At 63.3% G+C, this 24,010-nt stretch carries 25 protein-coding genes and 5 tRNA genes; 6 read left to right on the top strand and 24 right to left on the bottom strand.

Annotation, left to right across the window (positions count from 1 at the left end):
- Nucleotides 1–16 precede the first annotated feature (16 nt).
- Complete coding sequence (locus AWB72_RS26345) at nt 17–850, top strand: AraC family transcriptional regulator (protein WP_167550981.1); 834 nt, start codon at nt 17–19, stop codon at nt 848–850.
- An 18-nt stretch (nt 851–868) separates the two neighbouring features.
- Here the strand turns inward: AWB72_RS26345 and AWB72_RS26340 are convergent, their stop codons facing one another.
- The 7 genes from AWB72_RS26340 to gltX all read right to left on the bottom strand — a co-directional run bounded on the left by AWB72_RS26340 (nt 869) and on the right by gltX (nt 3,813).
- Entirely contained in the window at nt 869–1,333 is a 465-nt protein-coding gene (locus AWB72_RS26340; RefSeq protein WP_040050932.1) for a GNAT family N-acetyltransferase, read from the bottom strand.
- 174 nt (nt 1,334–1,507) lie between these two features.
- Nucleotides 1,508–1,584: transfer RNA gene (locus AWB72_RS26335), tRNA-Asp, on the bottom strand.
- 75 nt (nt 1,585–1,659) lie between these two features.
- Nucleotides 1,660–1,735: transfer RNA gene (locus tag AWB72_RS26330), tRNA-Glu, on the bottom strand.
- A gap of 72 nt (nt 1,736–1,807) precedes the next feature.
- Nucleotides 1,808–1,884 (bottom strand) — tRNA-Asp (locus AWB72_RS26325).
- 74 nt (nt 1,885–1,958) lie between these two features.
- A tRNA-Glu gene (locus AWB72_RS26320) sits at nt 1,959–2,034 on the bottom strand.
- Between the two features lie 160 nt (nt 2,035–2,194).
- Nucleotides 2,195–2,270 (bottom strand) — tRNA-Ala (locus AWB72_RS26315).
- 136 nt (nt 2,271–2,406) lie between these two features.
- Nucleotides 2,407–3,813, bottom strand: coding sequence for a glutamate--tRNA ligase (gene gltX, locus AWB72_RS26310; RefSeq protein WP_040050911.1), 1,407 nt, complete (start codon nt 3,811–3,813; stop codon nt 2,407–2,409).
- Between the two features lie 301 nt (nt 3,814–4,114).
- Here gltX and AWB72_RS26305 point away from each other — a divergent pair, with 301 nt between their 5' ends.
- The gene (locus tag AWB72_RS26305) at nt 4,115–5,041 is read left to right on the top strand and encodes a patatin-like phospholipase family protein (protein ID WP_052449925.1); all 927 of its coding nucleotides are present in this window, start codon (nt 4,115–4,117) and stop codon (nt 5,039–5,041) included.
- A gap of 111 nt (nt 5,042–5,152) precedes the next feature.
- On the opposite strand, the gene iscX is transcribed toward AWB72_RS26305, so the two are convergent.
- The 11 genes from iscX to AWB72_RS26250 all read right to left on the bottom strand — a co-directional run bounded on the left by iscX (nt 5,153) and on the right by AWB72_RS26250 (nt 13,766).
- Nucleotides 5,153–5,350 (bottom strand): Fe-S cluster assembly protein IscX, encoded by a 198-nt coding sequence (gene iscX, locus AWB72_RS26300; protein ID WP_035969227.1) that lies wholly within the window; start codon nt 5,348–5,350, stop codon nt 5,153–5,155.
- A gap of 14 nt (nt 5,351–5,364) precedes the next feature.
- Nucleotides 5,365–5,706: an ISC system 2Fe-2S type ferredoxin gene (gene fdx / locus AWB72_RS26295; RefSeq protein ID WP_040050913.1), complete on the bottom strand. Its 342-nt coding sequence runs from the start codon at nt 5,704–5,706 to the stop codon at nt 5,365–5,367.
- A gap of 26 nt (nt 5,707–5,732) precedes the next feature.
- A complete protein-coding gene (gene hscA, locus AWB72_RS26290; protein ID WP_040050914.1) occupies nt 5,733–7,598 on the bottom strand; it encodes a Fe-S protein assembly chaperone HscA in 1,866 nt (621 codons plus the stop codon).
- A 36-nt stretch (nt 7,599–7,634) separates the two neighbouring features.
- Nucleotides 7,635–8,162 (bottom strand): Fe-S protein assembly co-chaperone HscB, encoded by a 528-nt coding sequence (hscB, locus tag AWB72_RS26285; RefSeq protein ID WP_040050915.1) that lies wholly within the window; start codon nt 8,160–8,162, stop codon nt 7,635–7,637.
- A gap of 84 nt (nt 8,163–8,246) precedes the next feature.
- Entirely contained in the window at nt 8,247–8,570 is a 324-nt protein-coding gene (iscA, locus tag AWB72_RS26280) for an iron-sulfur cluster assembly protein IscA (RefSeq protein ID WP_040050933.1), read from the bottom strand.
- A gap of 144 nt (nt 8,571–8,714) precedes the next feature.
- Nucleotides 8,715–9,143 carry a Fe-S cluster assembly scaffold IscU gene (iscU, locus tag AWB72_RS26275; protein WP_040050916.1) on the bottom strand — a complete coding sequence of 143 codons (429 nt, stop codon included), beginning with the start codon at nt 9,141–9,143 and terminating at the stop codon, nt 8,715–8,717.
- Nucleotides 9,144–9,179: 36 nt separating this feature from the next.
- Nucleotides 9,180–10,403: an IscS subfamily cysteine desulfurase gene (locus AWB72_RS26270; protein WP_040050917.1), complete on the bottom strand. Its 1,224-nt coding sequence runs from the start codon at nt 10,401–10,403 to the stop codon at nt 9,180–9,182.
- 85 nt (nt 10,404–10,488) lie between these two features.
- A complete protein-coding gene (iscR, locus tag AWB72_RS26265; protein WP_040050918.1) occupies nt 10,489–11,016 on the bottom strand; it encodes a Fe-S cluster assembly transcriptional regulator IscR in 528 nt (175 codons plus the stop codon).
- 151 nt (nt 11,017–11,167) lie between these two features.
- Nucleotides 11,168–11,650, bottom strand: coding sequence for a low molecular weight protein-tyrosine-phosphatase (locus AWB72_RS26260; RefSeq protein WP_040050919.1), 483 nt, complete (start codon nt 11,648–11,650; stop codon nt 11,168–11,170).
- A gap of 91 nt (nt 11,651–11,741) precedes the next feature.
- Complete coding sequence (locus AWB72_RS26255) at nt 11,742–12,959, bottom strand: patatin-like phospholipase family protein (protein WP_040050920.1); 1,218 nt, start codon at nt 12,957–12,959, stop codon at nt 11,742–11,744.
- A 12-nt stretch (nt 12,960–12,971) separates the two neighbouring features.
- Nucleotides 12,972–13,766 carry a 3-hydroxybutyrate dehydrogenase gene (locus AWB72_RS26250; RefSeq protein WP_087128964.1) on the bottom strand — a complete coding sequence of 265 codons (795 nt, stop codon included), beginning with the start codon at nt 13,764–13,766 and terminating at the stop codon, nt 12,972–12,974.
- Between the two features lie 251 nt (nt 13,767–14,017).
- On the opposite strand from AWB72_RS26250, the gene AWB72_RS26245 reads away from it, so the two are divergent.
- Complete coding sequence (locus AWB72_RS26245) at nt 14,018–14,863, top strand: 23S rRNA (adenine(2030)-N(6))-methyltransferase RlmJ (RefSeq protein WP_040050922.1); 846 nt, start codon at nt 14,018–14,020, stop codon at nt 14,861–14,863.
- 21 nt (nt 14,864–14,884) lie between these two features.
- Here AWB72_RS26245 and AWB72_RS26240 read toward each other — a convergent pair whose 3' ends face one another.
- Nucleotides 14,885–15,112 carry a hypothetical protein gene (locus AWB72_RS26240; RefSeq protein WP_244285760.1) on the bottom strand — a complete coding sequence of 76 codons (228 nt, stop codon included), beginning with the start codon at nt 15,110–15,112 and terminating at the stop codon, nt 14,885–14,887.
- 221 nt (nt 15,113–15,333) lie between these two features.
- Between AWB72_RS26240 and copM the strand changes: the two genes are divergently transcribed.
- Entirely contained in the window at nt 15,334–15,732 is a 399-nt protein-coding gene (gene copM / locus AWB72_RS26235; protein WP_040050924.1) for a CopM family metallochaperone, read from the top strand.
- Nucleotides 15,733–15,840: 108 nt separating this feature from the next.
- Here copM and AWB72_RS26230 read toward each other — a convergent pair whose 3' ends face one another.
- Together AWB72_RS26230 and cueR are read right to left on the bottom strand one after the other, a co-directional pair.
- Nucleotides 15,841–15,987: a DUF3563 family protein gene (locus AWB72_RS26230; RefSeq protein ID WP_087128962.1), complete on the bottom strand. Its 147-nt coding sequence runs from the start codon at nt 15,985–15,987 to the stop codon at nt 15,841–15,843.
- A gap of 222 nt (nt 15,988–16,209) precedes the next feature.
- Nucleotides 16,210–16,596: a Cu(I)-responsive transcriptional regulator gene (gene cueR, locus AWB72_RS26225; protein WP_040050925.1), complete on the bottom strand. Its 387-nt coding sequence runs from the start codon at nt 16,594–16,596 to the stop codon at nt 16,210–16,212.
- A 98-nt stretch (nt 16,597–16,694) separates the two neighbouring features.
- On the opposite strand from cueR, the gene AWB72_RS26220 reads away from it, so the two are divergent.
- Entirely contained in the window at nt 16,695–16,901 is a 207-nt protein-coding gene (locus AWB72_RS26220; protein WP_040050926.1) for a heavy-metal-associated domain-containing protein, read from the top strand.
- Complete coding sequence (locus AWB72_RS26215; RefSeq protein WP_040050927.1) at nt 16,898–17,839, top strand: dTDP-4-dehydrorhamnose reductase family protein; 942 nt, start codon at nt 16,898–16,900, stop codon at nt 17,837–17,839. Before AWB72_RS26220 ends, AWB72_RS26215 begins: the two co-directional genes overlap by 4 nt.
- 4 nt (nt 17,840–17,843) lie before the next feature.
- Here the strand turns inward: AWB72_RS26215 and AWB72_RS26210 are convergent, their stop codons facing one another.
- The 3 genes from AWB72_RS26210 to imuA are packed head-to-tail and all read right to left on the bottom strand — an operon-like array spanning nt 17,844 to nt 23,707.
- Nucleotides 17,844–21,308 carry an error-prone DNA polymerase gene (locus AWB72_RS26210; RefSeq protein WP_244285759.1) on the bottom strand — a complete coding sequence of 1,155 codons (3,465 nt, stop codon included), beginning with the start codon at nt 21,306–21,308 and terminating at the stop codon, nt 17,844–17,846.
- Between the two features lie 7 nt (nt 21,309–21,315).
- Nucleotides 21,316–22,899 (bottom strand): Y-family DNA polymerase, encoded by a 1,584-nt coding sequence (locus AWB72_RS26205; protein WP_040050928.1) that lies wholly within the window; start codon nt 22,897–22,899, stop codon nt 21,316–21,318.
- Complete coding sequence (gene imuA / locus AWB72_RS26200) at nt 22,844–23,707, bottom strand: translesion DNA synthesis-associated protein ImuA (protein WP_040050929.1); 864 nt, start codon at nt 23,705–23,707, stop codon at nt 22,844–22,846. Before imuA ends, AWB72_RS26205 begins: the two co-directional genes overlap by 56 nt.
- Between the last annotated feature and the right edge of the window lie 303 nt (nt 23,708–24,010).

Genomic DNA, 24,010 nt, shown 5'->3' with positions numbered 1-24,010 from the left:
ACGCGCAATAACCAACATGCCTACATTCGCGGATACACGGCCGTTGAACGAAGAAGTCGAACATCTCGATATTCCCGTCGAGCATTCGCCGACGCTCGATCATCCGATCCGCGTTCGCTCGCGGCCCGTGCCGTATGGCGTGCGCATCGCACTGCATACGCATCCGTGGGCGCAGGTGGCTTATACGTCGCGGGGCGTGCTGCGCGTCGCAACCGCCGATTCCACCTGGATGGTGCCGCCCTCCCGCGCCATTTGGGTGCCGCCCAATGTCACGCACGAAGTCGTGATCGTCGAGGACGCCTATCTCCGCACGCTCTACGTCGATGCGAGCGTCATCCCGGCCGGGCTCGACGCGTGCCGCGTCGTCGAGGTTTCGCCTTTGCTGCGGGAAGTGATCGCCGCGCTCGATGACCGACCGATCACGCGTCAGCGCGAGCGGCTCCTCGGCACGCTCGCGCTCGACGAAATCATGCGCTCGCAGCCCCTGCCGCTCTCCGTGCCGATGCCCAATGAAAAGCGCCTGCGCGCGCTGTGCGACGCGGTGCTCGCGGATCCGTCGAATTCCGATCTGGAGCGCTGGTCGTCGGAAGCGGGCGCAAGCACGCGAACCATCGCGCGGCTTTTCAGGCGCGAACTGGGCGTGAGCTTTTCGCAATGGCGTCAGCAGGCCGTGCTCGCGCGCGCGATTCCGCTGCTGAGCCAGGGCCGGCCGCTCGCGCAAGTCGCGCGAGAATTGGGATACCAGAGTCAGAGCGCGTTTTCGGCGATGTTCCGCCGCGCCTTCGGCGAAAGTCCTCGCGCTTTCTTCGCGCGCGATTCCAGCGATGAACGCCACGGCGACAGCGTGTGAAAGGCTTTGATAGCGACGTCAGACGCGCCGAACCATGTGCCGGATCGCGCCGAGCTGCGCGAGCCGCGGCCCCGCCGGACGATAGCCCATGCGCGTGTAAAGCCGGGCGGCCGGATTATCGACGAATACGCGCAGCTGGCATTCCGTGAGCCCGCGTGCGCGCGCCCAGCGATGCGCGGTGTTGAGCAGAAACGTGCCGGCGCCGCGACCGCGGAAGCCCTGCGCGATCTGCACATCGCGGATGTGAAGCGAATGGTTCTCCTCGGTGACGCGCATCATGCCGATCGGCACGCCGTCCGCCTGAAGGATGAAATTCTCGGATTCCCGCCAGCTCGACAGAAACAGGTCGCCGCGCCAGACGAGGTTGTGCCGCCGATAGTAGCCGCCCATGTTGTCGTGCGTGAGCGCTTCGGCGAAGGCGAAATCCGCCATCGTCGCCTGACGGAGTTGATAAAGGGACAGGTCTTCGGTCGGGTCGAGCATCGCACGCATGCAGGCACGGGACAGTGCCTCAACACTATGACAGCGTGAGCGTGCTGGCAATCAAAAATGCGATACGCACGTTCCGGTGTGCCCCGCATCGGAAAAACTGGACGGCGCAGGAAACGATGGACGAAAAAAAATCCAGCCCGGAGGCTGGATTTTCCTTGACTGAGTTGGCGGAGCGGACGGGACTCGAACCCGCGACCCCCGGCGTGACAGGCCGGTATTCTAACCAACTGAACTACCGCTCCAACTCTTTCATCGCGTCTGCGAGGATCATGAACCTCGCGGAACGTGCAGCGCTTCACTAGCAGCCGCCGATGTTCTGGCGTCCCCTAGGGGATTCGAACCCCTGTACTCACCGTGAAAGGGTGATGTCCTAGGCCTCTAGACGAAGGGGACAACAAACTTCTTGCAACCCTGCGGCGAAAAAAAACCGGCTGATCAGCCGGAGTACTCCTGCTCGCAAAGTGTTGGCGGAGCGGACGGGACTCGAACCCGCGACCCCCGGCGTGACAGGCCGGTATTCTAACCAACTGAACTACCGCTCCAACTTTTTTATCGCTTCGCAAGGTGCGGCACCTCGCGAAACCTGCAGCGCTTTAACTAGCAGCCGCCGATGTTCTGGCGTCCCCTAGGGGATTCGAACCCCTGTACTCACCGTGAAAGGGTGATGTCCTAGGCCTCTAGACGAAGGGGACAGAAACTTGTGTATCTGTCTTACTACGTGTTCGTTAATTCAGTTTGCTGCTTGAAATCAACGAAGACCGAGATTCTAAACAACTTCGCGTATCTTGTGAAGTATTTTTTGCGACTTCCGACTTCGGAAAACAACCTTCGCAATCACCTTCATCCGTTCTTTGGTGGAGGTAAGCGGGATCGAACCGCTGACCTCTTGCATGCCATGCAAGCGCTCTCCCAGCTGAGCTATACCCCCTTGCAGAACAGAAACGAGATTCTATAGGCCGTTTTCGAACTTGTAAATACCTTTTGAAGCCTGAATCGAAATTTTTTTGCCTTAGCCGCCCGATTCGCGCGCAACGGACGATTCACGCCCATCGCGCGCCGTTCCTTCAGCCTGCCGCTTTTTCCAACCGGCGCAGCACTGTCTCGCGGCCGAACAGCATCAACACGGTATCGATGGACGGCGTATGCGTCGTGCCCGCGACGAGCAGGCGCACCGGCATCGCCAGTTGCGGCATCTTGAGCTTGTGCGCCGCCAGCGTCGATTTCAGCGCGGCCGAGATCGCGTCCTTCGTCCATTCAGCCTGTTCGAGCGCCGCGCGCAAGTCCGCGATTGCCGGGCGCACCGCATCGGTCACATGCTGCGCGTAGGCGTCCGGTTCGATCGTCGGCTCGCGATAGAACATCGCGGCGTTATCGGCGATTTCCTTCACCGTCGATGCGCGATCCTTCAGCAACGCGACGACCTGATCGAGCGGCGCGCCGCCTTCGATGGCCGCGGCATCGATGCCCGCCGCGACCAGGAACGGCTTCGCAAGCCCGGCGAGGCGACCGTTGTCCGCTTCCTTGATGTAGTGCGCGTTGAGCCAGTTGAGCTTGCTGTGGTCGTACTGCGCGGGCGACTTGCCGAGGTGCTCCAGATCGAACCATTCGACGAACTGCTCGCGCGAGAATATCTCCGCATCGCCGTGCGACCAGCCGAGCCGCGCGAGATAATTCACGACCGCTTCGGGCAGATAACCCTCATCGCGATAACCCACGACGCTCATCGCGCCGTGGCGCTTGCTCATCTTCTCGCCCTGCTCGTTCAGCACGGTCGGCAGATGCGCGTACACCGGCGGTTCGCCGCCCAGCGCACGCAGGATGTTGATCTGGCGCGGCGTGTTGTTCACGTGATCGTCGCCGCGAATGACGTGCGTGATCTTCATGTCGAGATCGTCGACGACCACGCAGAAGTTATACGTCGGCGTGCCGTCGGGACGCGCGATCACGAGATCGTCGAGTTCTTCGTTCGAGATTTCGATGCGCCCTTTCACCGCGTCGTCCCACGCGACGACGCCCGAGAGCGGATTGCGAAAGCGCACCACCGGCTTCACGCCTTCCGGAATCGGCGGCAGCACCTTGCCCGGTTCCGGGCGCCACGTGCCGTCGTAGCGCGGCTTCTCGCCCGCTGCGCGCTGACGCTCGCGCAATGCGTCGAGCTCCTCCGTCGACATGTAGCAGTGGTACGCGAGCCCGCTTTCCAGCATTTGCGCGACGACCTCACGATACCGGTCCATGCGCTGCATCTGATAGAACGGGCCTTCATCGAAATCGAGGCCGAGCCACGCCATGCCTTCGAGGATCGCGTCGACCGATGCTTCCGTGGAGCGCTCCACATCCGTATCTTCGATGCGCAGCACGAAGGTGCCCTTCATCTTGCGCGCGAACGCCCACGGATAGAGCGCGGAGCGGATGTTGCCGAGATGGATGAAGCCGGTCGGGCTCGGGGCGAAGCGTGTACGGACTTGGGTCATTGCTGTGTTCTCGAAGTGCTCGATGGTTGGCGCTCGTCACGCCGCCACGCCCTCCGGCGTGTTTGTTTGCGGAGCAGGTGTCGAGCGCCCGATGGCTCTTTGCACAAAAGGGATTGCCTGGCGGAAACATCGTGCGCACGCGGCGCGCGCCGGCTTGAAATGAGTCGAAATTATACTCGCCGACGGCGCCGGGCCGCCCCGCGCGGCTTTTGTTTTATGATGTGCGCGCCGTTCTACATCGTGCTCGAAGCCGCCTGCTCAGGCGCTTTGTTGCGCACTCGCCGGATCGCTGGAGTTCGCCTTGAAGTCATCACCTCGTCTTTCCCGCCGCGCGTTTTCGCTCGCGGCGGCATCGTCCGTTCTTGCCGCCTGCACGACCACGAGCGGTGGCGGCGCGCCCGTCGCGGCCACGCCTGCGCCGAACGCCGGGGCCGAACGGCCGGCGCGCATCGGGCTTGCGCTCGGCGGCGGCGCGGCGCGCGGGTTCGCGCATATCGGCGTCATCAAGGCGCTGGAGGCGCGCAACGTGCGCGTCGATCTCGTCGCGGGCACGAGCGCGGGTTCGGTGATCGCGGCGCTGTATGCATCGGGGATGAACGGCATCGCCATCAACAAGCTCGCGCTCACGATGGACGAAGCGTCGATCAGCGACTGGGCGATGCCCTTTCGCACGCGCGGCATTCTGCAAGGCGTCGCGCTGCAGAACTACCTGAACAAGACGCTCGACAACCGGCCGATCGAGAAAATGACGAAGCCGCTCGGCATCGTCGCCACGGATCTCCGGAGCGGCCAGCCGATTCTCTTCCAGCGCGGCAACACCGGCATCGCGGTGCGGGCGTCGTGCAGCGTGCCGTCGATTTTCGAGCCGGTGAAGATCGGCGATCACGAGTACGTCGATGGCGGACTCGTCAGTCCGGTGCCGGCTGCGTTCGCGCACAAGATGGGCGCGGATTTCGTGATTGCCGTCGATATTTCCGCGCGGCCCGAGACCGCGCTCACGCAGAGTTCGTTCGACGTGCTCATGCAGACGTTCACGATCATGGGCCAGTCGATCAAGGCCTACGAACTCGACAAATACGCCGACGCCGTCATTCGCCCGAACCTCAACGCGATGAGCAGCAGCGACTTCAGCCAGCGCAACGCGGCGATTCTGGCGGGCGAGGAAGCGGTCGCGAAGATGTGGCCGACGTTGCAGCGGCAGCTTGCGGACCGTGGAATGCGGGTTTGACGATTCGGGCCGGCGTGTCGGCTGATCGGCCGCGATGAAACACCTGCGCCAACGAAAAACGGCGGCCTCTCGCGAGCGCCGCCGTTTCCATAAACCCATGCTACGGTCGATTCAATAATCCGCGTCTTCGATCCACGCCGCCTGAATCGCTTCAAGAATCTTTTCGTTGGACTTTTGCGGATCGTCGTCGAAACCGTCGAGTTCCGTCACCCAGCGATGCAGATCCGTGAAACGCACATATTGAGGATCGACATCCTGATGCGCGTCGGTGAGCGCCATCGCGATCTCCTGCGTATCCGTCCACTTCATGGGCGAGCCTCCTGTCAGTGATTTTCCTTGGCGTGATTGATGGAGTACCGGGGAATCTCGACCACGAGATCTTCCTCGGCCGGCATCATTGCCTGACATGATAACCGCGATGTCGGTTCCAGGCCCCACGCTTTGTCGAGCAGGTCGTCTTCGTCTTCGCCGGACGGTTCCAGCGCGTTGAAACCCTCGCGGATGATGACGTGGCAGGTCGTGCACGCGCACGACTTCTCGCACGCGTGCTCGATTTCGATGCCGTGTTCCAGCAGGTTGTCGCAGATGCTCTTGCCGACATCGGCGTCGATCACGGCGCCGTCCGGGCACAGTTCGACATGAGGCAGCACAACGATTTGAGGCATGGTTTTCCGTGAATGCTTGAGTGAAATCAGACGTCGTCGAGCTTGCGGCCCGCGAGCGCGCGGCGAATGCTCTTGTTCATGCGGCGCGCGGCGAATTCGTCGGTGGCGGCCGAAAGCGCCTTCGTGGCATCCTCGATCTGCTGCGTCGATTCGCCCTTCGCGAGCGTCGCGAGTTCGGCGGTGAGCGTGTCGATCTGCGCGCGTTCGGCGTCGTCGAGCAACTCGCCGTCGCTTTCGAGCGCGGCGTGCGTCGCTTCGACGAGACGCTCGGCTTCGACCTGCGCTTCCCGCAGCGCGCGGGCGCGCATGTCGATTTCGGCCGTCTTGAAGCTCTCTTCGAGCATCCGGGCGACGTCGTCATCGGCGAGACCGTACGACGGCTTCACCACCACCGACGCCTCCACGCCCGACAACTGCTCACGCGCGAAGACCGACAGCAGACCGTCCGCGTCGACCTGATACGTGACGCGGATGCGCGCCGCGCCCGCCGCCATCGGCGGAATGCCGCGCAGCTCGAAGCGCGCGAGCGACCGGCAGTCGGAGACGAGCTCGCGCTCGCCCTGCACGACGTGGATCGCCATGGCCGTCTGGCCGTCCTTGAACGTGGTGAATTCCTGCGCGCGGGCAGTCGGGATCGTCGAATTGCGCGGGATGATTTTTTCGGTGAGGCCGCCCATCGTTTCGACGCCAAGCGACAGCGGAATCACGTCGAGCAGCAGCCAGTCGTCGCCTTCGCCGCGCCGGTTGCCCGCGAGCAGATCGGCCTGAACGGCTGCGCCGAGCGCGACGACCTGATCCGGATCGAGATTGACGAGCGGCGGCTGGCCGAAGAACGCTTCCACCGCGCGGCGGATGACCGGCATGCGCGTCGCGCCACCGACCAGCACGACGCCCTTGATTTCGGCGGGCGTCACCTTCGCGTCGCGCAGCGCCTTCTTCGTCGGCCCGAGCGTGCGCGCGACGAGCGCTTCGGTCAGCGCGGCGAACTGCGCTTCGGTCACGGCGACGTCGATTGCCACGCCTGTCGACAACGTCGCCTGCACGCGCGCCTCGTTCGCCGACGACAGCGCTTCCTTCGCCGCGCGCACGCGATCGAGCAAGAGGCGCACGTCTTCCGGCGCGTCCAACTGAACGCCCGCCTGCGCGATCACATGGCGATACAGCGCGTGATCGAAGTCGTCGCCGCCGAGCGCGGAGTCGCCGCCCGCCGCGAGCACTTCGAAGACGCCCTTCGTGAGCTTGAGAATCGACAGATCGAATGTGCCGCCGCCGAGATCGTAGACCGCGTAGAGGCCTTCGGCGCCATTGTCGAGGCCATAGGCGATCGCGGCTGCCGTCGGTTCGTTGAGGAGCCGCAGCACGTTGAGTCCCGCGAGCTTAGCCGCGTCCTTCGTGGCCTGGCGCTGCGCTTCGTCGAAATAAGCGGGCACCGTGATGACCGCGCCGACGAGATCCTCGCCGAGCGTGTCTTCCGCGCGATAACGCAGCGTCGCGAGAATTTCCGCCGATACCTCGACCGGGCTCTTCACGCCGTCGATGGTACGGATCTGCACCATGCCGGGCGCGTCGATGAAGTCGTACGGCGCGTTTTCGGCGCCCTCCACTTCGCTCTTGCCGCGGCCCATGAAGCGCTTGACGGAGACGATCGTGTTGCGCGGATCAGTGGCGGCTTCTTCCTTCGCGATCCTGCCGATGCGCCGGCCGCCCTTTTCCAGATAACGCACGACGGACGGCAGCAGCACGTGGCCGTCCTCGTCCGGCAGCGCTTCGGGCACGCTGTTGCGCACGGCGGCCACGAGCGAATTCGTGGTGCCGAGATCGATGCCGACCGCCACACGCCGCTGGTGCGGCGCGGGCGCCATGCCGGGTTCTGAGATTTGCAGTAAAGCCATCGTTGGTCTTATGGGGTTGTATCCGGCGCGTTCTTGTCAGTGTTCGAGCCGCTCGATCTGCGCGCCGATTTCATGCGCCATGCGCTCGATGAACATCAACTGGCGCACCGCTTCGCTCGCCGCCTGATCCGCGTGGCTGTCGATCAGCGCTTCGAGCTTCGTGAAACGCACGCGCTCTTCGTCGCGCAGTTCGTCGAGCAAGGCTTCGAGCGCGCCGACGTTCTTCGCGGCAGCGGCATCCTCGATATTCTCGCGCCATTCCATCTGCTGCATCAGGAAGGCGGGTTCCATCGCCGTATTGTTTTCCGCGCCGACATCGACGCCGCGCAGCGACAGCATGTAGCGCGCGCGCTTCAACGGATCGCGCAGCGTCTGATACGCCTCGTTCGCGCGCGTCGCCCATTGCATCGCGAGCCGCCGCTGGGCGTCGCCGGCCGCTGCGAAGCGGTCGGGATGAACCTGCGCCTGCACGGTGCGGTAGGCGTCGTCGAGTTTCTGGCGATCGACGGCGAAAGTCTGCGGCAGATCGAAGAGATCGAAGTGGCTGTCGGTGAGCGTGGCCATGACGTTGTGTGTGTATTCAAGATGCGCGAATGAAAAAGGCGGCCAGCGCCGCCTCTTTTGCCGAAACCGCCGGCGTCACACGCGTCATACGCGGAACGATTCGCCGCAGCCGCATTCGTCCTTCGCATTCGGATTATTGAAGCGAAAGCCCTCGTTCAGCCCTTCGCGCGCGAAGTCCAGTTCGGTGCCGTCGAGATAGGCGAGGCTCTTCGGATCGATCACGACCTTCACGCCGGCCGATTCGAACACCATATCTTCAGGTGCGAGTTCATCGACATATTCGAGCTTGTAGGCCAGACCCGAACAGCCCGTCGTACGCACGCCCAGCCGCAGACCGACGCCCTTGCCGCGTCGCGTCAGATACTTCTGCACGTGTTGTGCCGCCTTCTCCGTCAACGTGATTGCCATAGTCTTCGCGTCTCTCGTCTTCGCGTCTCGCGCGCTCAAATCCCGCTTCCCGCAGCGTTGCCCTCATTCGATGCGGCGCCGCTGCGGTCTTTCCTTGCTTCGAAAACCGGGTGCGCGCGGTGCTTGTCGCACGCGCGCCCGCCCTTACGCTGCCTGCTGCTTCGCCTGCGCGTCGTGCGCTTGCGGAGCGGCGGCGCCGTGGCGCTGCTTGTAGTCGGCGACCGCTGCCTTGATCGCGTCTTCCGCGAGAATCGAGCAGTGGATTTTCACCGGCGGCAGCGCCAGTTCTTCGGCGATCTGCGTGTTCTTGATCGTCAGCGCCTGATCCAGCGTCTTGCCCTTCACCCACTCGGTGACGAGCGAGCTCGACGCGATCGCCGAACCGCAGCCGTAAGTCTTGAACTTCGCGTCTTCGATCACGCCGTCCGCGCCGACACGGATCTGCAGCTTCATCACGTCGCCGCAAGCGGGCGCGCCGACCATGCCGGTGCCGACGGTGTCGTCGTCCTTCGCGAACGAACCGACGTTGCGCGGGTTTTCGTAGTGGTCCAGAACCTTGTCGCTATAAGCCATGATTCAAACTCTCCTTTATTCGATGACGCGCGTCGCTCAGTGCGCAGCCCACTGGATGGTCGAGATGTCGATGCCGTCCTTGTGCATTTCCCAGAGCGGCGATAGATCGCGCAGCTTCGCGATCTTGTTCTTGAGCAGGTTGATCACGTAATCGACATCCTGCTCGGTCGTGAAGCGGCCCACCGTGAAGCGGATCGAGCTATGCGCCAGTTCGTCGTTGCGGCCGAGCGCGCGCAGCACATACGACGGCTCCAGCGACGCCGACGTGCACGCCGAACCCGACGACACCGCGACATCCTTCACCGCCATGATCAGCGATTCGCCTTCGACGAAGTTGAAGCTGATATTGAGGTTGTGCGGCACGCGGCGTTCCATGTCGCCGTTGACGTACACCTCTTCGATATCCTGCAGGCCCTTCAGCAAGCGGTCGCGCAGCATGCGGATGCGCTCGTTTTCGGTAGCCATTTCTTCACGCGCGATGCGGAACGCCTCGCCCATGCCGACAATCTGGTGCGTCGCGAGCGTGCCCGAGCGCATGCCGCGCTCGTGGCCGCCGCCGTGCATCTGCGCTTCGATACGCACGCGCGGCTTGCGGCGCACGTACAGTGCGCCGATGCCCTTCGGTCCGTACGTCTTGTGCGCCGAGAACGACATCAGATCGACTTTCAGCTTCTGCAGGTCGATGACGACCTTGCCGGTGGCTTGCGCGGCATCGACGTGAAAAATGATGCCCTTCGCGCGCGTAATCTCGCCGATCGCCTCGATGTCCTGAATCACGCCGATTTCGTTGTTCACGTGCATGACCGAGACAAGGATCGTGTCCGGGCGGATCGCTGCCTTGAACTTTTCGAGATCGATGAGACCGTCGTCCTTCACATCCAGATACGTGACTTCGTAGCCTTCGCGCTCGAGCTCGCGCGTGGTGTCGAGCACGGCCTTGTGCTCGGTCTTCACCGTGATGATGTGCTTGCCCTTGCTCTTGTAGAAGTGCGCCGCGCCCTTGATGGCGAGGTTGTCCGACTCCGTCGCACCCGAGGTCCAGATGATCTCGCGCGGATCCGCGTTCACGAGCGCCGCGACGTCCTCGCGCGCCTGCTCGACCGCACGCTCCGCATCCCAGCCGTACTGGTGGCTGCGCGAGGCCGGATTGCCGAACTGCTCGCGAAGATACGGAATCATCTTGTCCACCACGCGCGGATCGATCGGCGTCGTCGCGCTGTAGTCCATGTAAATGGGCAGGTGGGGAATATCGTTATTCATCAGTCGCTCCGGGAAAATCGGTCACATCGTCTGCCAGGCCGCTGCCTGCCGCGCTGCCGTCTGACTGGCTTCGCGGCGGCGCAGGTCAACCGGCCAGATTGAAAATGGAATTCGGGCCCTTGGGCACGACACGCGCGGCTTCGACGCCCGCCGGTTCGGCGCGCCGGTCGCGCAGCACCGCTGCCGAGCCTTCGCGGGCGCGCTGCTGATCGACCAGGTCCTTCAGCGAGACGGAATCGAGGTACTCGACCATCTTCTGATTGAGCGTCGCCCACAATTCGTGCGTCATGCAGTGGCCGTCGTGCTGCTTCGTGCCTTCGCACGTGCCCTTGCCGCCGCACTGCGTGGCGTCGATGGGCTCGTCGACCGCGATGATGATGTCGGCGACCGTGACGTTTTCCGCGCGGCGCGCAAGGTTATAGCCGCCGCCCGGACCGCGAACCGATTCGACGATCTCATGACGACGCAGCTTGCCGAACAGCTGCTCGAGGTAGGAAAGCGAGATGCGCTGGCGCTGACTGATGCCTGCCAGCGTCACCGGGCCCTGCTCCTGGCGCAACGCCAGGTCGATCATCGCCGTGACGGCGAAACGGCCTTTCGTGGTGAGTCTCATAATTGGGGGCTAACGCTAATACTCGATGATTTTCGTCAAGTATAAATAGCCCACAGTTTTAGTCAAGTATCTGAGGCGAAATATGTAGCGGTTTAGCGGATTTATTTGGCGCCCCGCTTTAACCCCTTCGGCCGAAGCGACGCCGCCAGATTCACGCCGCCAGTTGCGCGCGCAGGCTGTCTAACAAGCCCGCGCAGGCGTCCTCACACTGGTCCAGCACGCGCTCGAAGCCCTCGTCGCCGCCAAAATAGGGATCGACCACCACACGACTGTCATCGATCGTGGCGAACTCCATCAACAGCCGGATCTTGTCGCGATGCTCAGGCGGACATACCGATGCAAGCGCCGAAGCATTCGCATCGTCCATGACGATGAAGAGATCGAAGCGCGCGAAGTCGTCCGCCGCGACCTGCCGGCCACGCAGGTTCGACAGGTCGTAGCCGCGTTTTTTCGCCGCGCGCTGCGCACGTTCGTCCGGCGGTTGGCCGATATGCCAGTCGCCGGTGCCCGCCGAATCGATGATGATCCGGTCCGTCAGTTTCGCCTTCACGACCAGATCGCGCATCACGGCTTCCGCGCTGGGCGATCGGCAGATGTTGCCGAGACAGACGAAGCAGACAGCGATCGAATTCATCGGAATCGGGAAGGAAAGTGGCAATGGAAACGCGGCGGTCGGATTATACAAAGCAGTGACAAAACGCGCCCGGACGGTCGACTGACGCCAATCAGCGTTCCTCGCGGTGGATATCGTGCGTGACGAAGCGTGTTTCACCGTTCGGCATCTCGAGCCAGTCGCGGTGAGCCAGCGTGCGGCGAATATCCGTCAGCCCGCTTTGCCAGTGCTCCCGCATGGTTGAAAGGCCGAATTGGTAATCCTTATAGTGGCCCTCGTATTCTTTTTGCCGGTAGATCAGGTGAATGATGTTGTAGCGCTTCGAGCACGCGAGTTCGGCGGCGCGCCGGCACCATTCGTCGTTCTTGCGCACGTCCTCCGGGACGAGATCGAGCACGTGCTGCAGTACGTTGCGGTAGCGTTGCGCACGCTGCATGTCGTCCGTGACGAGGCGCGTGCGGCTCGAATACTGGATGTCCTTCACGCGACCCATGACATCGACGATGCTGTCCGGCACCGGTCCGCGCGCGCTCCACAGATCGACCTGGAAACCGAGCGTATTGCGGCGCGGGACGGCCTGTGCAAGTTCGTAAAGCGGCGTGTTCGACATCAGACCGCCGTCCCAGTAGAACTGCCCGTCGATCTCGACCGCCGCGAAGCCCGGCGGCAGCGCACCGGAAGCCATGAAATGCTCCGCGCGCAGCTTGATGCGCGTGTTGTCGAAATAGGCGAAGTTGCCTGTCGCGACGTTCACCGCGCCCACCGACACCCGCGTCTCGCCGGAATTGATGCGGTCGAAGTCGCAGAGGCGTTCGAGCGTAGCCTTGAGCGGCGTAGTGTCGTAATAGCTCGCGGTTTGCGGCAAACCGGCGGCCACCGGCGACGGCGGCGGGAAGCGCGGCACGAAAAAGCCCTTCTGCCCTTCGACGAGCGCACCAACCGCCTGTAGCGCGGTGAACGCCTTGCGGATTTCGTCGGCGGAGTCGAAGAACGCGCGCTCGACGAATCCAGGCAATGGGAAGCCGAAGGCCGGCTGGCAGATCGTCTCCCAAAACTCAAGAAGACGTGTTGCGCGATGCTCCGGCGGATTGCCGGCGATGATCGCCGTATTGAGCGCGCCGATGGAGATACCGGCGATCCAGTTCGGATGGATGTCCGCCTCGTGCAGCCCTTGATAAACGCCCGCCTGATAGGCGCCGAGCGCGCCGCCGCCCTGGAGCATCAGCGCAATGGTCTCGTAGGGCGGCAATGCGATGCGCTCGCGAGGCGCGGCGTCGCTGGCGGCGGTGGGCGTAGCTTCTCGGTCCGATACCGGTTCGATCTCTGCCATGGCGCGTCGCTCCTATTGCATGTGCCAGCCGTGACTGACAACGAACGACTGGCCGGTCAGCGCCGCCGTTTCGAACGCCGACAAGAAAAGCACCGTCTGCGCGACGTCCTCGACCGTGGTGAATACGCCGTCCACCGTGCCGCCGAGCATCACGCGCCGGATGACTTCTTCCTCGCTAATGCCCAGTTCCTTCGCCTGTTCGGGAATCTGTTTGTCGACGAGCGGCGTGCGTACGAAGCCCGGACAGACGACGTGCGAGCGCACGTTGTGTTTGGCGCCCTCTTTCGCGAGCACGCGCGCGAGGCCCAGCAGGCCGTGCTTGGCCGTCACATACGCCGACTTGAGCGGCGACGCCTCGTGCGAATGTACCGAGCCCATATAGATGACGACGCCCCCGCGATCGTCCTTGTACATATGCTTCAGCGCGGCCCGCGTTGTCAGAAAAGCGCCGTCGACGTGGATGGCCATCATTTTTTTCCAATCCGCGTAGGCGTAGCTCTCGATCGGATTGACGATCTGGATGCCCGCGTTCGACACAAGGATGTCCACTGAGCCCAGTTCCGCGGCGACCCGGTCGATGCCGCTATTGACGGCCTCTTCGTCCGTGACGTCCATCGCGATGCCGATTGCCTTGCCGCCTTTGGCGCGTATTTCGTTGGCGACTGCATCCGCGCCTTGCTGGTTCAGATCGGCGATAGCGACCGCCGCGCCCGCCTCCGCGAGCGTGAATGCAACTGCGCGGCCGATGCCGCTTGCCGCGCCCGTGACCACGGCCGTCTTGCCGTCGAGCTTACCGTTCTGTGACATGCCCACCTCCTGTCGAATAACTGAATGACAACATGCGATGCACAGGGCCATCAAGCTGGCCAAATGGCATAGGAGCAATCGCAATGAAAATGCGAAAGCGCCTATGCCATTCGGCTGACTGTCGCGCCTGGCCGGGAGCGGCTATTGTGCATGAACGACACGCCGCGCCGCATCAGCGTATGAACCCCGAAGCCGCGCTCGTGCGCTCCGCTACAATCGACTGTTTAGCCCTTTTTCACGCGCCATTCGCCATGCTCAGCTACCGCCACGCCTTTCACGCCGGCAATCACGCAGACGTGCTGAAGCACGCGATCGTCATTCAGATGCTTCGCTATCTCGGCCTGAAGGACAAATCGTACTGGTATATCGACACGCATTCGGGCGCGGGCGTGTATTCGCTCACCGAAGGCTTCGCCGCGAAGAACGCGGAGTACGAAACCGGCATCGCTCGACTATGGGACCGCGCTGATTTGCCGCCGCTGCTCGCGGATTACGTCGACGAAGTTCGAGCATTGAACCCGGAAGGCGGCTTGCGCTTCTATCCCGGCTCGCCTTATCTCGCCTGGCGATTGATGCGCGAGCAGGACCGCATGCGTCTGTTCGAATTGCACAGCACGGAAATCGACGTGTTGCGCCACAACTTCCGCGACGCTGGCCGCCGCGCCATGATTTACGAGGGCGACGGCTTCGACGGCATCAAGGCGCTTCTGCCGCCGCCGCCGCGCCGGGCGCTGGTATTGATCGATCCGTCGTATGAGGACAAACGCGACTACGCGCGCACGCTCACCTGTCTTGAAGAATCGCTGAAGCGCTTTGCGACGGGGACCTACGCGGTGTGGTATCCGCAAGTCGCGCGCATGGAATCGCAACGCTTCGCCGATCAGCTAAAAGCCATTCAGCCGAGCGGATGGCTCCATGCCAGTTTGACCGTCAAGGCGCCGCCGACGGATGGCTTCGGCTTGTACGGCAGCGGTATGTTTATTTTGAATCCGCCATACAGGCTGGCGAGCGAGTTGAAGGAAGCGCTGCCACTTCTCGTCGACGCGCTCGGACAGGACGCGAACGCATCGTTCAAGCTGGAGCATCGCGCGGACTGACTGCGGCAAATGAGCGCCGTGTCAGGGATGCGGCGCCCGCTGCCTGCGAAGGTAGGTTCCGCTGCCCGCTGCGGGCGGCGCGCTTTCGCCGCCATATTGGACATACGGCGAAACGATGATCGGCTGCTGCTCCTGCTGCGGCGGACCGGGTAGCGTGGCCATCGGCACCATGCCCGGTGCGCCGAGCGGCGCGCTTTGCAACACAGTCCCGCTCACGCCGCTGTGAATGCCGGTTTGGGTATCGAGCACGAGCGGTTCGCCGCCAGGCTTGGCCGACGCTGGTTGGCAGAAAGGAAGCGAAGCGGCCGCGATTAAACCAATGCCGCAGATGCCACGGATACGAGCTTTCATGGTCTTGCGAGGGAGGCCTGGCATCGCTTGCTCTATTGAGTAGACGAAACGCTTTACCTTACCCCGGTGGCAAGCTTTACGCTAGGCGCTTTAGCCCATGAAATCTCGAAGGAGAATCGATGAAACCATCAAGCGCGCTACTTGCCGTCTTCACCGTCTTCTGCAGCGCGACCGCGACCGCCCAAACGACGACTCCCGCGCATGGCAGCGCACCGGGCATGGACATGGAGCACCATGTCGGCAGCGAAACCGATTTGCCGTCCACTGCGGCTTTTCAGGCAGCGGACCAGGCGATGATGTCGGCGATGTCGGGCATCCAGTACACCGGCGATGCGGATCGCGATTTCGTCGCGCATATGATTCCGCATCATCGGGGCGCGGTGGAAATGGCGAAGATCGAGCTCAAGTATGGCAAGGACGCCAAGCTTCGCAAGCTGGCGAAGGACATCATCGCGGCGCAGGACAAGGAAATCGCGTTCATGAATCAGTGGCTCGCGGCGCATCCCGCGCAGAAGTGAGGCTGCGGGAAGTAGATCGGCGAGATTCGGCGGCCACAAATGACAAAGCCCCGCGATGCGGGGCTTTCAGATCAACTTCCGGCGCTCAAAGCGCCCGGCATTCGTGCCTTAGAAGTTGTAGCCGTTGCTTTCGAGCGAGCGGATACGCTTTTCGAGCTGGACCACGTCCGACGATTGCGCGAGATACTCTTCGCGGCGGCGTTGTTCGGCGGCTTCAAACCAGATGCTGATTTTTTCGAGCAGGATTGCAAACATGATGTTTCTCCAAGGATTCTTTCTGTCCCTGGCAGTTCGGGTCAGGGATAACCCGCATTAGGGATAACCCGGATTATAGACATACATGCTGCGGCGCGGTAGTGAAATGCTTGCATGAAGTGCATTCTGTTTCGGAATGGTGCAAACGCGAATGGCGCTAAACCATTGATTTGATTGGCTATATAGGTCCATCGCCCCTTAATAAGCACAAACATGGTGCATTCACTGCGCCAATTTGTCCAGTATCGGGCAATCGGGCCGACCATCGCCGTGGCAATGGTTTGCCAAGTACGAGAGCGTATCGCGCATGTCGGTGAGTTCCGAAATACGTCGATCCAGCTCCGCGACATGCTCCAGCGCAATCGCCTTCACCTCCGCGCTTGCGCGTGACCGGTCCTGCCACAACGCGAGCAGTTTGCGAATGTCCTCGACGAGAAAGCCGAGTCTGCGCGCCTGCCGCACAAACCGGAGCGCGTGCACCTCCTGCGTTCCATACACGCGATAGCCCGCCGACGTACGCCCCACCGGATTGAGCAATCCGACGCTCTCGTAATAACGAATCATCTTTGCCGTGACGCCCGACGCGCGGGCTGCCTCGCCGATATTCATAGTCCGCTCCTCATATATCTTCGTCCGACTCTACACCTTCCCATCATGGCAAGGTATACGATGTCGATATCCAAGGCCATTTCAAGAGGAAATCTTCCATGACAGAGTTCAACGTCCAGGGCATGAGCTGCCAGCACTGCGTCGCTGCCGTGACGCGTTCCATTCAGGACATCGATCCGAAAGCGCAGGTCCGCGTCGATCTCGAAAAAGGCAAAGTCGCGGTGGAATCCACGCAGTCTGAAGCGGCGCTGAAGGAAGCCATCGACGAAGCCGGTTACACGGTTGTCGGCGTTGCTTCGGCATGAGGGGCGGTGAGCGCTTCACGGTGGCGCTGATCGGCGCCTCCGGTTTGCTCGGGCGCGCGGTCGCGGCGGAACTCGCGCAAAACGCGAAAGAATGGCGCATCGTCCGCACGGCGCATCGGCGTGGCGATGCTGACAGCGTTTCGCTCGACATCCGTGACCACGACGCCGTGCGTGCGTTTCTGCGCGATACGACGCCGGACGCGATCGTCGTCGCGGCGGCGGAGCGTCGTCCGGACGTGTGCGAGAACGATCCGGCGCTCGCCCGCGCGCTGAACGTCGACGCGCTGCGCACGATCGCCGACGAAGCGCGCTCGCTCGGCGCGTGGGTTTTGTCGATGTCGACCGACTACGTATTCGACGGCACGCGCCCGCCCTATCTTCCCGACGATGCTCCCGCGCCGCTCAACGCCTACGGCCGAAGCAAGCTGGACGGCGAACGCGCGCTGCTCGGCTGCCATCCGAAGTCCTGCGTGCTGCGTTTGCCGCTGCTTTATGGGCCGGTCGTCGACTGGAGCGAATCCGCGGTGACGAGCTTGACGCCCGCGATCGTCGCATCGGCGAATTCGGCGCATTCGGCGAGTGCGCCCGCCACGATGGACGCCTGGGCAACGCGCTACCCGACCTACACGCCCGACGTCGCGGTCGTGATCCGCCACATGCTCGAGCACCACGCGAGGGGCGCGACCATCTCCGGCATCACGCAATGGTCCGGCGACGAGCCGATGACGAAGTTCGATATCGCCGAACGCATCGCGCGCGTGCTGAACGTGAACGCGAAACTGGTAGCGCAGCGCACACCGACCGATTCGACGCCGCGTCCGCGCGACTGTCATCTGGACTCGGCCCGGCTCGAATCGCTCGGCATCGGCCGGCGCACTCGATTCGATACGGCGATCGCGCACCTGCTCGCACGCTATCCGGCGTTGCCGTCGCAGTGACGCTTCAGTGAAAGTCGCGGCTCGTCGCGGCAAGCCGGCCGAGCATCACGCTGTGATCTTCGAGCCGCTGCGCGACGAGATGCCGCACATCGCCCTCGTTTTGCCAGACGCCGTGAACGCCGAGCAGCGACGCCCCGAGCAGCACCTTGCGCTGTTTCTCGACGAGCCCCGGCCAGACGATCACGTTGATCGCGCCGGTTTCGTCTTCGATCGAGACAAAAATCGTGCCGTTCGCGGTGCCTGGCCGCTGGCGCACCGTCACGATGCCGCACGCGCGCACGATGCGTCCGCTTCGCAGATCCGCCAGATCGGCGGCCGTCCTGAAGCGCAGGCGCGAGAGCTTCGCGCGCAGCAACGCAAGCGGATGGCGATTCAGCGTGAGCCCGAGGCTCGCGTAGTCATCGACGATTTCGCGCCCTTCCGATGCCTGCGGCAAGGCGAGCGGCGCTTCGGGCATCGGCGCGTCGCGCAGCAATTCGGGCGCGCGCTGCTGCGCGGTCACCGCCCACCACGCCTGACGCCGATGCCCCGCGATGCCCGCGAGCGCATTGCCGGCGGCCAGCGCCTCCAGTTCGCGACGCGACAAGGCCGCGCGCCGCGTGAGATCGTCGACATCCACAAAAGGCGCTTCGGCGCGCGCGATCACGATCCGCTCGGCCGCGGCTTGCGGCAAACCCTTGATCAGATGCAGGCCGATCCGCACGCCCGGCCCGTTGGCGCCGTATCGCTTCGCGGCTAATTGAGTGCGCGCGGCGAGCTTGCGCGCACCGCGCCGCATGGTCTTGCGAAAGACCTGATCCGGCAGCGGCGTGCCGTAGAACTGCTGACGCCGCCGCTCCTTGCCGGGATCGAACACGACGCGCTCGCCGTTGCCGGGCGGCAATTCGAGCACGGATTCCCAGTCGCTCAAGGTGACATCGGGCGCGAAGACTTCCACGCCATGACGCCGCGCGTCCTGCACGAGTTGCGACGGCGAATAGAACCCGAGCGGCTGGCTGTTCAGCAAGCCGGCAAGAAACGCCGCCGGCTCGTAACGCTTGATCCACGCGCTGAAATAGACGAGCAGCGCGAAACTCGCCGAATGACTTTCGGGGAAGCCGTATTCGCCGAAGCCCTCGATCTGCTTGCACACGCGGGACGCGAATTCATGTTCGTAGCCGCGCGCGAGCATTTTCTTCATCAGATCGGCCTGATATTCCTCGAGATGACTGCCGCGTCGCCAGGCGGCCATCGCGCGGCGCAGTTGATCGGCCTGTTCCGCCGAATAGCCCGCCGCGACCATCGCGAGCTTCATCACCTGCTCCTGGAAAATCGGCACGCCGAGCGTGCGGCCAAGCACGGGCCGCAGTTCTTCCTTCGGGTATTCCTCTTCTTCCAGACCCTGCTTGCGTCGCAGATACGGATGCACCATGCCGCCCTGAATCGGACCCGGCCGCACGATCGCCACTTCGATCACGAGGTCGTAGTACTTCTGGGGCCGCAAGCGCGGCAGCATGCTCTGCTGCGCGCGCGATTCGATCTGAAACACGCCGATGGTATCCGCGCGGCAACACATTTCGTACACCGCTTGGTCCTCGCGGCGAATGTGCGACACGCCGAAGCCCGGAACGCCGCGCCGCAACGCGACGAATTCAAGCGCGCGCCGGATCGCCGACAGCATGCCGAGCGCGAGCACATCCACCTTCAGCAGCTTGAGCTGGTCGATGTCGTCCTTGTCCCACTGGATCACGCAGCGGTCTTTCATCGCGGCGTTTTCGATCGGCACGAGCCGCGACAGCCGCTCGCGCGCGATCACGAAACCGCCGACATGCTGCGACAAATGACGCGGAAATCCGCGCAGTTCACGCGTCAGGCGAATGAGATGCCGCGTGATGTGCGAGTCCTCGCTAAAACCCGCCTCCCTGAGATAGCCGGCGACCGCGGACGGCCCATCCCACCACTGCTGCGACTTGCCGATGCGCTCGATCAGCGACGCATCGAGCCCCAACGCCTTGCCGACATCCTTCAGCGCGCTTCGCGTGTGATACGTCGTGACCGACGCCGCCAGCGACGCGCGATGCCGCCCGTACTTCTGATAGATGTACTGGATGACTTCCTCGCGCCGCTGATGCTCGAAATCGACGTCGATATCGGGCGGCTCGTTGCGCGCCCGCGAGATGAAGCGCTCGACCAGAAGGCCCATCCGCACCGGATCCAGCTCGGTGATGAAAAGGCAGAAGCAGATGATGGAGTTCGCCGCCGAGCCGCGTCCCTGACACAGAATGCCCTTGCTGCGCGCGAACGCGACGATGTCGTAGACCGTCAGGAAATACTTTTCGTACTTCAGTTCGGCGACGAGCTCCAACTCTCTGTCGATCTGGCCGATCGTGTCGGCGTCGAATCCGTCCGGCCAGCGCTGCTTCGCGCCGGCGATCACCTTCTTGCGCAAATAGCTGGCGGGCGTCTCGCCGGGCGGCACGAGCTCCTCGGGATATTCGTACTGCAACTCGTCGAGGCGAAACGTGCAGCGCGCGGCCACTTTCAGCGTTTCCGCGATGGCCGCCTTCGGATATAGCGCGCCGATGCGCAACCGCGTGCGCAGATGCCGCTCCGCGTTCGCTTCGAGCGCATAGCCGCATTCGGCGAGCGGACGGCCGAGACGAATGGCCGTCAGCGTGTCCTGCAAGGGCTTGCGCGATCGCGCGTGCATCAGCGCGCCGCTTGCCGCGACGAGCGGCAAACCGCTCGCCTCCGAAATCACACGGCACGATGCAAGACGTTCGTCGTCGCTGCCGTCCTGCCACAATTCGAGCGCGAGCCACGCGCGGCCCGCCGCGAAACGCGCGAGCCAGTGCGCGCGGTCGAGCGTGTCGGCGAGCGTCGCCGAACGTCGCGGCACCAGAATCAGCAGACAGTCGGGAAGATGCTTCAGATGCGCGATATCGCCGCGCAAATCGGTGGCGTCCGTGGCGTCGGACGATGCGGCGGGATCGGTGAAATCCTCCGGTCCCAGCCGATAGTTGCCCTTCGGCGAACGCGAGCGCGCGAGCGAAATCAGCTCCGACAGATTGCCGTAGCCTTCGCGATTCGTCGCAAGCGCGATGAGCGTGCAAAACGGCTGACCGTCGCCATCGGTCAGATGCAGTTCGCTGCCGATGATGAGCTTCAACGTCGGCGTGTCGGGCAGCGGCTGGCCGGCAAGCCGCGCGGCCTCGATCGCGGCTTTCGCCTTCGCCTCGATGTCCTTGATCGCACCATGCGCGCGGACGACGCCCGCGAGCGAACATTCGTCGGTGATGGCGAGCGCGGTATAGCCGTGTTCGAGCGCCGCGGCCGCCAGTTCCTGTGGATGCGAGGCGCCGCGCAAGAACGAAAAGTTGCTCAGGCAGTGCAATTCGGCATATCCGGGCAATAGCGTCGACGCGGACACCGCGCCCGAAAAGCCGCTTCCCTCGCCGCTCAGCCCGATGATGTCGTTCAGATCGTCCATGGCGGCGTCATCCGAAAAATCCGTGCAGGAACCACGCGCCGCTCAGCCGTTCGCGATACAGCCAGAACATGCGGCCGCGATCGTCCGAGGCGACGTAGTAATCGCGCTGGACGCCGTTGCCGTCCCACCATCCCGCCTCGATGCGCTCCGTGCGGCTGATCAGCTTCAGCGGACGACGATAAAACGGCCGCTCGTTGCGCAGCTTCAATGGCTGCGGCGTCTCCAGAATCCAAGCAGGACGCGGCTGCGAAGGCACGGCCAGATCGGGAAGTTCGAGTTGCTCGCTGGGTTCCACGTCCGCCGATTCCGCTTCGTGCTCTTGGTCGAAGACCGCTTCGGCAGGCGTTTCCTTCTGCTTTTTTCCGCGCTTCGGCCTGGCATCGCGCACGGCCTGATACGGCTCGACCGTCATCGCCGCCTCGGGCCGATGATCATCCCGCGCGACCAACTGCACCACGTTCTCCGCGCCCAGGCGCGCGCTCAGCCGTTCGAGCAACTGCGCCATCGATTCCTGATCGGAACTCGGCATCGGGAAAAGCGTGTCGGACGGCGGCGCGTGCTCGCTGACCTTGTCCGCGAGCAGCTTCATTTCGATGACCGGCGCGATGAGCGTCGTCTGGTTCAGCTTTTCGCGCAGCAGCCAGAGGATGTGATCGGCATCGCGCGTCGGCACGGCCCAGGCGATCTCGAGCGTCGATGTCTTCGGCGCGTTGCGCGCGGCCAGTTCGTGTTCCAGCAAAAGAGCAAATCCGCTGACCGCCGCGTGATGCGCGCTCAGCCAGCCGGCCAGTTGCAGCACGAGCCGACGCGCGGCGAACAGCAACGCCTCGGCGTTTTCGACCCGCGCCTGCAACTCCAGCTTCGCCTCGAACGATGCCGGTGCGCAAAACGCCTCGCGCGGATCGGGCGCCTGCCCGTACGCCTGCGCGAGCCATTGCAGGACGCCCGGCCCGAACCGCCGCGCGACGCCTTTGCGCGGCAAGCGGCGCAAATCGGCGAGCGTCGAACAGCCAATCTGCTCGAAGACATTCCCATGCGATTCCGCCGACGGAACGAGCGACACCGGCAAGGCATCGAGCACGCGCACGAGCGTCGTTTCCTTCACGGTCCGCACGCGCCGTATCACACGACGCGTACGGGCGTGCGCCAGCAGCCACGCACCCCACGCGGTCGGCGCACAACCCATGCGCGACGTAAAGCCGCAGCCTTTCACCGTGGCCGCCACTTTCGACAGCAACGCGCGCAGCCCGCCAAAAAGCCGCGTGCTTCCACTGACCTCCAGGAGCACCGTGTTCGCGTGCGCCAGCACGACCTTCGGCGTAAAGACGAGCAACGCCAGCGCGACGGCTTCGAGCGCGCGCTGTTCCTCGCTGATATTGGCGGCAAGCAGCGTCAACTGCGGCGCCAGCGCGAACGCGTGGGAGCGCGTGCTGCCGGGCCGCACGCCGAGTCGAAACGCGATGAGATCGGGCAGCAGGATGCGCGCGTGATCGGCCAGCGCGAAACACGGCTGGTCGATGGCGTCTGCCGCGGGATCACTGGGCGTCGGCCTCGCTCCAGGCGAAATCGGACTCTCCGATGCGAATGGCATCGATGGCGGCCTGACTGCTTCGAGCGATAAAAGCGGCAATGTCACCGCTATCCACAACATGTTTGACCTCTCGTGCTTTCCTTTGCTGGCTCGCGCGGCGCAGATGCTCGGGCAACGCAGGCAACTGCAGCGGCAAGCGCAACTGCAACGGCTTTTCCAGCAGCGGACCACGCCGCTTGATGATGTGGATTTCCAGCATGACGGCCTGCATCCATTCACGACGATTCATCGTCTGCGCGGTGGGCGGCAATATCGGCTTGCAAACCATGCGTAACGGTGCGGCAGATGATTGCTTCGCGGCATTCAGCGGGCGGAACAGAAACGCCAGCGATTGCGACTCGTGAGCCGCCACCTGAAGCCGTCGCAAGGCTTCGGGCCGCGCCTTCGGCAGCCAGATCAGCACTGCACCGATGCCCTCCTGCTTCAACGACTGCTCGGCGGCCCACAACACCTGATCGTCGGGCGCTTTGACCCACACGAGCTTGTTCGGCGCAATGTGCATTGCCCGGAAAGCCGCAAAATTGGGCATCCACGGCGGCGCGATGAAAACGACGGAGCGGCTTTGCGTGGTCGTCAACTCACGAAGCGAGCGAGCAAGCAATCTGATTTCGCCTACGCCGCTTTCTTCGATCAACAATTCGGTGACGGTGCCGGGTAGCCAGCCTGCGCCCGGCAAGACACGATCGAGCATCCGATATCCACTGGAAATGACGTTCGAATGCGATACGCTGCCCTGCTCGCCTTGCCACAGTTGCTGCTGCAAGCGCGAGGTCAGCTCGAAATCGAGTAGTGAAAGTGCGGCACCCATGAGTTCCCGTTGGACGAATGCAGGGTCCGCTCATGCATGACACGGGACGGCCGCTGGCTGTACTGTATATTTATACAGTATTCCGGCGAAGTATGGGGAACGCGAGGATGTTTGGAGAGGCGCTTTTCGAGCGCACGATGTGGTGGGTAGTTGAGCGTTACAGTGCAGCCGTTTCGCTAGCCCAAACGCAAAAACCCCACCTTTGCGGGGTGGGGTTTTTGTTTATTGCATGAGGAGCCTGACGATTACCTACTTTCACACGGGCAATCCGCACTATCATCGGCGTGGAGTCGTTTCACGGTC

The sequence above is a fragment of the Caballeronia concitans genome (assembly GCF_001544615.1).
Taxonomy (GTDB): Bacteria; Pseudomonadota; Gammaproteobacteria; order Burkholderiales; family Burkholderiaceae; genus Caballeronia; species Caballeronia concitans.
This window is presented reverse-complemented; position numbering and strand designations above follow the sequence as displayed.